This is a genomic window from Herminiimonas fonticola, from assembly GCF_040395855.1.
Classification (GTDB): Bacteria; Pseudomonadota; Gammaproteobacteria; order Burkholderiales; family Burkholderiaceae_D; genus Oxalicibacterium; species Oxalicibacterium fonticola_A.
In genome coordinates, this window is record NZ_JBEBPO010000018.1 from 25,361 (window position 1) to 34,506 (window position 9,146).

Genomic DNA, 9,146 nt, shown 5'->3' on the forward strand with positions numbered 1-9,146 from the left:
CGTTAGTGATGTTCGGAATGTCGGAATTCCATCACGCCAGCGACGGTAAGGAATGATCCGAAAACCGTAATTCTATCATTCTCGCCCGCTCGGCTGAGCGCATTTGCAAAAGCATCTGCAGGCGTAGCGAATGTGCGGATGCTGCGTTCGGTTTCTGCAGCGGGCGGCAAATCGGCATAGGCATGCAGCAGCTTTTCCCGGATATCGACCGCCGTAGCCGCACGGGGCAACGGCAGGTCCGTTACACACCAGTGATCGACCTGCCCTTTCAAGTGGGCAATGACGCCATCAATATCCTTGTCCTGCATCGCGCCGAACACCGCATAGGTGTAAGGATGAAAACCCATATTGCCAAGATTCTGTGCCAGCGCGGCGGCCGCATGCGGATTGTGCGCCACATCGAGAACAATCGTGGGCTGGCCTGGCAATACCTGAAAACGCCCCGGCAAATCGACCAGCGCGAGACCGGTACGCACTTCCTGCGCGCCAACCGGCAAACGCAGGCGCAAGACTTCCAGCGCAGCCAGCACAGAGGAGGCATTCAACAGCTGATTGGCGCCGCGCAAGCTGGGATAAGCCAGCGAGTTGCGCCTGTGTCCACGCCCGCTGAAATTCCATTGCTGCTTGTCGCCCGAATAATTGAAATCGCGATTGAACAGCCATAAATCGGCACCGATTTTTTCTGCGTGCTCAACCAGTGATGCAGGCGGTACCGGGTCACCGCAAATCGCGGTTTTCCCGCTACGGAAAATGCCGGCTTTCTCAAAACCGATCTTTTCACGTGTATCGCCCAGGTATTCGGTATGGTCAATATCGACGCTGGTAACAATCGCCACATCAGCATCCAGCACATTGACGGCATCCAGACGCCCGCCCAAACCTACTTCAAAAATCACTGCATCCAGCTTCGCATCGGAAAACAGCTGTATCGCTGCCAGCGTCGTAAATTCGAAATAGGACAGGGAAACATCCGCGCGTACCGCTTCGAGCTTGTCGAAGGCGGCAATCAACTCGGCATCGCTGGCAGATTCGCCATTAATTCGCATGCGCTCATTGAAATGCAGCAGATGCGGCGACGTGTACAAGCCGACGCGATAACCGGCGCGCAGCAATATCGATTCCAGCATCGCGCAAGTCGAGCCCTTGCCATTGGTGCCGCCGACGATGATGACAGGACAGGCGAATTCAACGGCCATTGCCTGCTTGACCTGCCGCACCCTGTCCAGCCCCATATCAATGGCTTTCGGATGCATCGTTTCGAGATGGGCAAGCCACTCGGCGAGGCTGCTAGGATGATTTTTCATGCGAATTCATCGTGGATAGACTTGGTATGTGTAGGCGAACAGTCAAATAAAAAGCCCGAACCAGACCAGGCTCGGGCTTCAGCATGCAGACTGCTCGATTAAGCGAGAACTTCGGCTGCCTGATTTTGCAATAATGCCAACAGGCGTGCGATTTCTTCGCGCATTTTGCGTCTATCGACAATCATGTCGACCGCGCCCTTGGTCACGAGGAATTCGGCGCGCTGGAAACCTTCCGGCAGTTTTTCACGAACCGTGTTTTCAATCACGCGCGGACCGGCAAAACCGATCAGGGCTTTGGGTTCCGCGATCACGACATCACCCATGAAGGCGAAGGAAGCAGATACGCCACCCATGGTCGGATCGGTCAGCACTGAAATGAAAGGCAATTTCTTTTCAGACAACTTGGTCAGCATGGACGTGGTTTTCGCCATTTGCATCAATGACAGCAAACCTTCTTGCATGCGCGCACCGCCGGTAGCGGTAATGCAGATAAACGGCACTTTTTGCTCCAGCGCGGTTTGTGCGCCGCGGGCAAAACGCTCGCCGACTACCGAGCCCATGGAGCCGCCCATGAATTCAAACTCGAAGCAGGCAACGACCACCGGCAAGCTCATGATGGAGCCGCCCATGACGATCAAGGCATCGGTTTCACCAGTGGCTTCCAGCGCCGACTTCAGGCGATCCGGATATTTTTTGCTGTCCTTGAACTTGAGCGTATCGACCGGCAGAACTTCCTGGCCGATGTCATAACGGCCGCCGGCATCCAGCAAGGCGTCCAGACGGTCGCGCGCACGAATGCGCATGTGATGGTTGCACTTCGGGCAAACGTGGATATTCGATTCCAGATCCGTGCGGTAAAGAACCGACTCGCAGGACGGGCATTTGACCCACAAACCTTCCGGCACCGATTTGCGCGAGGCAGTATCGGAGCGTTGGATGCGGGGAGGAAGCAGTTTTTCTAGCCAGCTCATCGTGACCTCTTTCATTTTGACTTGGCGAATTGTACCGTTTGCACGGACATTCGCCACAATTGCGTGTTTTTTACCGAATGGGCAATATTTTACTTGTCTGCAAAGACAATTTCACCTTATTCGTCCAGCGCCTTGCGAATTCCCGCAATAAACGTTTGCACTTTCTCAACAACCTGATCGTGCGGCGTATTTTCCATTTCCTGAATAATGCGGCTGCCGATGACAACTGCATCGGATACTGCGGCAACCGCCTTGGCTGTGGCCGCATCGCGGATACCGAAACCAACGCCGATCGGCAATTTCACGTGCTTGCGTATCGCTGCAATGCGTTCCGCCACTTCCTGCGTATTGATATTGGCCGCGCCGGTCACGCCCTTGAGCGATACGTAATAGCTGAAACCGCTGCCCAGCTTGGCAACCTGCTGAATGCGTTCTTCGGTCGAAGTCGGCGCCAACAGAAAAATTGGATCCATCTCATTCGCCTTCAGTGTGGCAACGAACTCCTCACATTCTTCCGGCGGATAATCGACGACGATGGTGCCATCCACGCCGGCTGCCTTCGCCGCCTGGACGAAAGCCGTTTGCCCCATGCGCTCGATAGGATTGGCATAACCCATCAAAACGACGGGAGTAGTGTTATTGGTTTTACGGAATTCACTGACGAAACCCAGCACATCGCGCATGCCTACATTGAATTTGAGCGCTCGCTCGCAAGCGCGCTGAATGACCGGGCCTTCCGCCATCGGGTCTGAAAACGGCACACCCAATTCAAGAATATCGGAGCCGCCCGCTACCAGCGCATGCATCAGGGGCACAGTCAAATCCGGCCCCGGATCGCCAGCCGTAATAAATGGGATGAGCGCTTTCTTTTTCTTCGCCGTCAATGCGGACAAAGTGGATTGAATTCTGGACATGAAGATACTTTATAAATTTTTCAGGCTAGGTTTAGCCGAGTACATTTCAATTTACTGAAAATCGCTTCCGTGCCAATTCCGCACAGGAAGCGATTCTCTCGTCGCGCAGGGTCAATCGAATTTCAAACCCATGCGCTGCGCCACCGTATGCATATCCTTGTCGCCACGACCGGACAGATTGGCCAGCACGATTTTTTCTTTTGGCAGCGTCGCAGCCAGCTTGGCGGCATAACTCAAGGCGTGGCTGGATTCCAGCGCAGGAATGATGCCTTCGATATGACAGCAATCATGAAAGGCTTGCAGCGCTTCCTCATCCGTAATCGTGACATATTGCGCACGATGGGAATCCTTCAGCCAGGCATGTTCAGGGCCCACGCCCGGATAATCGAGGCCGGCTGAAATCGAATGCGTTTCTATGATCTGACCGTTTTCATCCTGCAGCAGATAGGTGCGATTGCCGTGCAATACACCAGGCGAGCCCGCCGTCAGCGATGCGGAATGCTTGCCGCTTTCCAATCCCTCGCCTGCTGCTTCCACACCGATCAACTGCACATTTTGATGTTCGATATACGGATAGAAGATGCCCATTGCATTGGAGCCGCCGCCTATGCAGGCGATGACATAATCCGGCTGACGACTGGTCATTTCCGGCATTTGCGTCAGGCACTCATTACCGATCACCGACTGGAAATCGCGCACCATCATCGGATACGGATGCGGACCGGCAACAGTGCCGATAATGTAAAACGTGTTTTCGACATTCGTCACCCAGTCGCGCATCGCTTCATTCAGCGCATCCTTGAGCGTTTTGGAACCGGATTCGACCGGCACCACCGTGGCACCCAGCAACTTCATGCGATAGACGTTTTGCGCCTGGCGCTTGACGTCTTCGCTGCCCATGTAGACCACGCATTCGAGGCCAAAACGAGCACAGATTGTCGCCGTAGCCACACCATGCTGGCCGGCGCCGGTTTCCGCGATGATGCGTTTTTTACCCATGCGCCTGGCCAGCAAGGCTTGACCAATGACGTTATTGATTTTGTGCGCGCCGGTATGATTCAAGTCTTCACGCTTGAAGTAAATCTGTGCGCCGCCCATTTTTTCGGACCAGCGCTTGGCATGATAGATAGGGCTGGGGCGGCCGACGAAATGCTTCAGGTCGTAATGAAATTCAGCCAGGAATGCAGGATCCTTGCTGTAATGCGCATACGCGTCCTTCAGTTCGGTCAATGCCTGACTCAAGGTTTCCGCGGCGAAGCTGCCGCCGTATTGCCCGAAGTGGCCCTTGGCATCCGGTAGATTGTAAGGCGCGGTTTGATGCAAGGCCGTTTCGCTCACTGCCTGTCGCTCGGCATAAGTACCGAGTGCGTCTAATTCTTTCATGATTTTCTCTTTGCTATTTGTTCTGAAGCGCGGCATCTGCCACGCGTACGGCAGCGATAAATGCCTGGATTTTCGCCACGTCCTTGATGCCTTTGTCGCGTTCGACGCCGCTGCTGATATCGACAGCATACGGACGCACGCCCTGCACTGCGTCAGTCGCGTTTTGTACGCTCAAGCCACCACTTAAAACGACCCGAGGCGCGATGTTTGCGGGTATGAGAGACCAATCGAAGACCTTTCCACTGCCGCCGTAGCTATCCACATAGGTATCCAGCAACAAGCCGGCAAACAATCTGCTGGCGGCGTGATAATCAGATTCGTATTCTAGCAAATCAGCGGCACTGGTATCCGGTTTTACGCGAATGGCGCGTATGAAGGGGCGATTCACCGCAGCAGCAATCGCTGCGCATTCTGCCACTGTTTCATCGCCATGAAATTGCAGCAGAGCAATCGATGTTTGTGCGACAACTGCCTGTACTTCTTCCACGCTGGCATTGACGAACAAACCGACCGCGCTGACAAAGGGGGGGATCTGTGCGATCAGGCCTGCCGCTACGTCCGGCGCGATATAGCGCGGACTCCTGGAATAAAAAACGAAACCGATCGCATCTGCGCCGGCAGCAATCGCGCCTTGCACATCTTCAGCGCGGGTCAGGCCGCAAATCTTGATGCGGGTGCGGTGTGTCATTGTGTCCATGCCATATTCAAAAGTACTGCTGGTCCAAGATAGAAATTGCTGATGCAACTGGATGCCATCAAGACCACAAGAAATTCTGTATCTCCGTTTGCGGCAACTGCCACTTTGGATCGTAATCGATTTTAGCCAGATACAAGCCGTCCGGCATGAAAGTCGGCGCGGCAAATTTGCGCTCCTGCCCTGCCAATAACTCTTTCATCCATGACGAAGGTTGCGTGCCATTGCCGACATAAATCAGCGAACCGACGATATTGCGCACCATGTGATGCAGAAACGCATTGGCGTGCACAGTAAACATGATCAGATCGCCGCGCCGCTCTATCTTGATTGCATACATCGTCTTGATCGGCGATTTAGCCTGACATTGTACGGAACGGAATGCCGAAAAATCATGCTGCCCGAGCAAATGCACGGCCGCTTCCTGCATTTTAGCGATATCCAGCGCACGAAATACCCAACCCGCCTTGCCTTCGAGCAAAGGAGAACGCACCGGATTGTTGTACAACATGTAGTGATAAGTGCGTGAGCGCGCGCTGAAGCGGGCATGAAAATTTTCCGCCGGATCGTGCGCTACTTCCGTAGCCCAGCGCACCGCAATCGAAGATGGCAGAAAGGTGTTCACGCCACGCACCCAGGACTGCATGTCGCGTTCCAGCGTGGTATCGAAATGTACCACCTGCTCCAATGCGTGCACGCCGGCATCGGTACGTCCGGCACAGGCAGTCGTAATGGTTTGCTGGCTGAATTTGTACAGCGCGAATTCCAGTTTGTCCTGCACGGTCAGGCCGTTGAGTTGCGTTTGCCATCCCTGCCACGGCGCACCGTCATATTGCACGCCGAGCACAATGCGTCTGGATGTGATTGCGTCGCCTGATTCGCCATTCATGATGAAAATTGTCCGAAAAATCCAAACTGAAAATGAAAACGGGCGCAAGCAGTGCATTGCGCCCGTCGATACTGCATATTAGACCGTCAGGAGAGCTTGCTGAGGAGGTTTTTCGCCTTCTCCGATTGCTCGCCATTACCGCCTTTGACAACTTCTTCCAGCAACTCGCGCGCGCCTTCCTTGTCGCCAATTTCCTGATAGGCAATCGCCAGATCGAGCTTGGTCGCCATTTCAGCATTACTGGTATAACTTGTCTCATCATCCAAGCCATCCAGCGTCAGATCGTTGGAAGCGACGGCATCGGCAGGGTTCAAATCAAGAGCAATATCGGACAAATCGAAAGCAGGTTCTTTTGCCGGCGCGGCTGTGGCTACTTGAACAGGCGCACTATTTTTCGATGGAAAATCCAGACCCAGATCATCCGGAATCAGAATATCAGGCGTGGAAAACTGTTGTGCTTCCTGGTTTGCCCCGGAGCTTGCCAGCGCTGGTTTTTCCTCAGCAGCCGGAACAGATTGATCTTCCAGGAAACCGAAATCGATATCGGCGATATCGGCAGGCATCTCTGCTGACGACGCTTCAGGCGATTTCTTGTCAGCGCTTTCAATGTCCAATCCATCCAGATCAAAATCAAGATCTTCGATCACGGCTTGTTGTACTGGAACATCTGCCGGTTTCTGAGTCAACTCTTCGTTGAGCGGCAATGTCGGGCTATCCTCCAACGAAGAGCCTGCGAAGGATGCGCCTTCTGCCGGCCTGGATGAAGTTGCTGCCTCATCTTCATCAAACGGCTGCGTATGCGCATTCAATGCTGCAGCGTTTGATTCCGCTTTTCCCATCAAAGTATTGTTGGCATACAAGGGATTGCTCGGGTCCAGAATCAAACCCATATTGGCCGCCTGTTTCCAGTCCTCGCCTTCGCCCTTGGTCAGGCTGTACAGTTCGCTGGCCAGAATTTCAAAGGAACGTGCGTCATTACGATTGGCGTAAATTTCCAGCAACTTGACACGTACTGCATGGCGATCGGGTTGATTGCGCAATGCTTCCTTCAGGATTTCTTCAGCCTGTGCATCACGGCCATAGGCGATATAAACATCGGCTTCGGCAATCGGATCAACTTCATTGGTATCGAGCTGGCTGGCAGACGGCACGAAATTCGAGTTGAACACACTGTTATTGGTGTCCACACTTTGACCACCGGTTGAGCCGAACAGGGAGTTCGACTTCAAGCTGGAATCCGTAATGATGCTGTCTTCAAACGATTTGGTCTGCTTGCGGCGGCGCGAGCTGTATATACCCAATCCGGCCAGCAATGCCAGCAAGGCGGCAGCGCCCGGCAAGAACAGTGCGTTGTCCATCAAGTCTTCAAAGAAGCTCGGCGGAGGTGGTGGGGGTGCAACAACTATCGGCTTTTTAGGAGCGGGTTTAGGTGCAGGAACAGGTTCTGCTACCGGAGCAGGAGCGACCACCGCTTCAGTTGCAACAACAGCTTCAGCTGGCGCAGCAGCTACAGCGGCCGGAGTTTCGGTAGCAGGCGCCTCAGCAGCAGGAGTTGCCGCTGCCGGCACAACTGCAGCAACCGGGGCGGCGGCAGTTGAGGTTGCAGATGCTGCCTTTTGCTGCTCTGCCAAATCCTTGTTTTTGATTTCAAGAATTTTTTGCAGTTCGCTGACATTCTTTTCCAGTTCCTTGACGCGTGCATTCGCCTCGGCAATTGCCCTGTCTTTCGCGATCAGCTCTTCCGCACTGGCACCCGCGTGTGCCGCCTTATCAGAGCCGGCATTCGCTGCCGCGCCCGATTTGGACAACTTCAGTTTGTCTTTCGATTCGTCGCCGGCACCGGATTCTTCCTGAATACGGGTAGTGATTTTTCCGCCAGCGATTTGCTTGACGTCATCCGATTTTTTCGCTTCCGTAGCGGCTACTTGTCCGGCCAGTTTATTGCGATAGCTGTTGAAGTCTGCAGCCTGCGCCACAACGACTCCTTTTGCTTCGGACTGCACTACGGACTTTGCGCTATCTGCCTCAGGCACGGACAGAATCTGTCCAGCCCGCAGGCGATTCATGTTTTTACCGATAAACGCATCGGGATTGGCGCGATACAGTGCGACCAGCATCTGGTCGAGCGATACACCGCTTGGTCGATACTGATTGGCGATTTTCGCCAGTGTGTCGCCTTTTTTAACCTGATATTCATCCGCTGCAGTGCTATCTGCTCCAGCCTTCGGTTCTGCTGCAGCACGCACCGGCTTGCTTGCCGCGCTCGGCGCCGGCATCTCACGCACTGCAGGCGCAGGCTGGGCAGCCGGTTCTGACAATGCAGTTACCGGTTCCGGATTGCGTTCGACGGGACTTGCCGGCGGCAATGCGCGGCCAATAACGATAGGCGCCACCTGCACGGCACGCGCAGAGCGCATTTCAGGCGGGTCCAGCAGGAAGGTATATTCGCGCACCAGGCGATTTTTATTGCCGGCCAACTCCAGCAACATGTCGACGAAAGGTTCGTTGATAGGCTGGGTCGAGGTGATGCGTACTATAGGCCGGTTACCACGTTGTTCAACAGCAAATCGCAATGAGAACAGCGCTGGATTGAGATCAATATTCGCCTGGCGGAATGCGTCGGCAGATGCCAGCTTTGGAATCAGTGAACCGGCTTCGTCGGGCGATACGGACGTCAGTTCAATCTCGGCGCGCAACGGCTGCCCCAGCGACGACAGGACGGTCAGTTTCCCCAGGCCGGCTGCATACGCATTCGACAACACCACAGCCGAAATCACTGCCGCACTGAGTGTTTTCAATTTGAACGAGGAAAATGATGAGCGAGAAGTTGACCGCATTTTTAGTGGCATGGAGAGTATTCCGTTAGCGTACGTTGGAGACCACAGGCAACGCTTATTGATCGTTTTTCTAAGAACTTTCACCATAGCATCATGGACTTACGCGCGCAAGCGCAACCATATTGGCAACTAATTTAAAACCCGCCAATCGCTC

The 9,146-nt window shown here is 54.2% G+C and carries 7 protein-coding genes; all 7 read right to left on the reverse strand.

The features are described 5' to 3' along the window. Window positions 1-2: 2 nt before the first annotated feature. Window positions 3-1,304 (reverse strand): bifunctional tetrahydrofolate synthase/dihydrofolate synthase, encoded by a 1,302-nt coding sequence (gene folC, locus ABWP27_RS04315; RefSeq protein ID WP_353153839.1) that lies wholly within the window; start codon window positions 1,302-1,304, stop codon window positions 3-5. 98 nt (window positions 1,305-1,402) lie between these two features. Beyond that, a complete protein-coding gene (gene accD, locus ABWP27_RS04320; protein WP_353153842.1) occupies window positions 1,403-2,275 on the reverse strand; it encodes an acetyl-CoA carboxylase, carboxyltransferase subunit beta in 873 nt (290 codons plus the stop codon). Between the two features lie 116 nt (window positions 2,276-2,391). Beyond that, window positions 2,392-3,189 (reverse strand): tryptophan synthase subunit alpha, encoded by a 798-nt coding sequence (gene trpA / locus ABWP27_RS04325; protein ID WP_353153845.1) that lies wholly within the window; start codon window positions 3,187-3,189, stop codon window positions 2,392-2,394. A gap of 111 nt (window positions 3,190-3,300) precedes the next feature. Beyond that, a complete protein-coding gene (trpB, locus tag ABWP27_RS04330) occupies window positions 3,301-4,572 on the reverse strand; it encodes a tryptophan synthase subunit beta (RefSeq protein WP_353153848.1) in 1,272 nt (423 codons plus the stop codon). Between the two features lie 13 nt (window positions 4,573-4,585). Further along, the gene (locus ABWP27_RS04335; protein ID WP_353153851.1) at window positions 4,586-5,269 is read right to left on the reverse strand and encodes a phosphoribosylanthranilate isomerase; all 684 of its coding nucleotides are present in this window, start codon (window positions 5,267-5,269) and stop codon (window positions 4,586-4,588) included. 58 nt (window positions 5,270-5,327) lie between these two features. Continuing rightward, window positions 5,328-6,155 carry a tRNA pseudouridine(38-40) synthase TruA gene (gene truA / locus ABWP27_RS04340; protein WP_353153854.1) on the reverse strand — a complete coding sequence of 276 codons (828 nt, stop codon included), beginning with the start codon at window positions 6,153-6,155 and terminating at the stop codon, window positions 5,328-5,330. An 86-nt stretch (window positions 6,156-6,241) separates the two neighbouring features. Next, window positions 6,242-8,953 carry a motility hub landmark protein FimV gene (locus tag ABWP27_RS04345; protein ID WP_353153857.1) on the reverse strand — a complete coding sequence of 904 codons (2,712 nt, stop codon included), beginning with the start codon at window positions 8,951-8,953 and terminating at the stop codon, window positions 6,242-6,244. Window positions 8,954-9,146: the final 193 nt, after the last annotated feature.

What these genes read in the sequence shown, in the direction of transcription:
- folC (WP_353153839.1), bottom strand. Translation starts at nt 1,304, where the DNA reads ATGAAAAATCATCCTAGCAGCCTCGCCGAGTGGCTTGCCCATCTCGAA.
- accD (WP_353153842.1), bottom strand. Translation starts at nt 2,275, where the DNA reads ATGAGCTGGCTAGAAAAACTGCTTCCTCCCCGCATCCAACGCTCCGAT.
- trpA (WP_353153845.1), bottom strand. Translation starts at nt 3,189, where the DNA reads ATGTCCAGAATTCAATCCACTTTGTCCGCATTGACGGCGAAGAAAAAG.
- trpB (WP_353153848.1), bottom strand. Translation starts at nt 4,572, where the DNA reads ATGAAAGAATTAGACGCACTCGGTACTTATGCCGAGCGACAGGCAGTG.
- ABWP27_RS04335 (WP_353153851.1), bottom strand. Translation starts at nt 5,269, where the DNA reads ATGGACACAATGACACACCGCACCCGCATCAAGATTTGCGGCCTGACC.
- truA (WP_353153854.1), bottom strand. Translation starts at nt 6,155, where the DNA reads ATGAATGGCGAATCAGGCGACGCAATCACATCCAGACGCATTGTGCTC.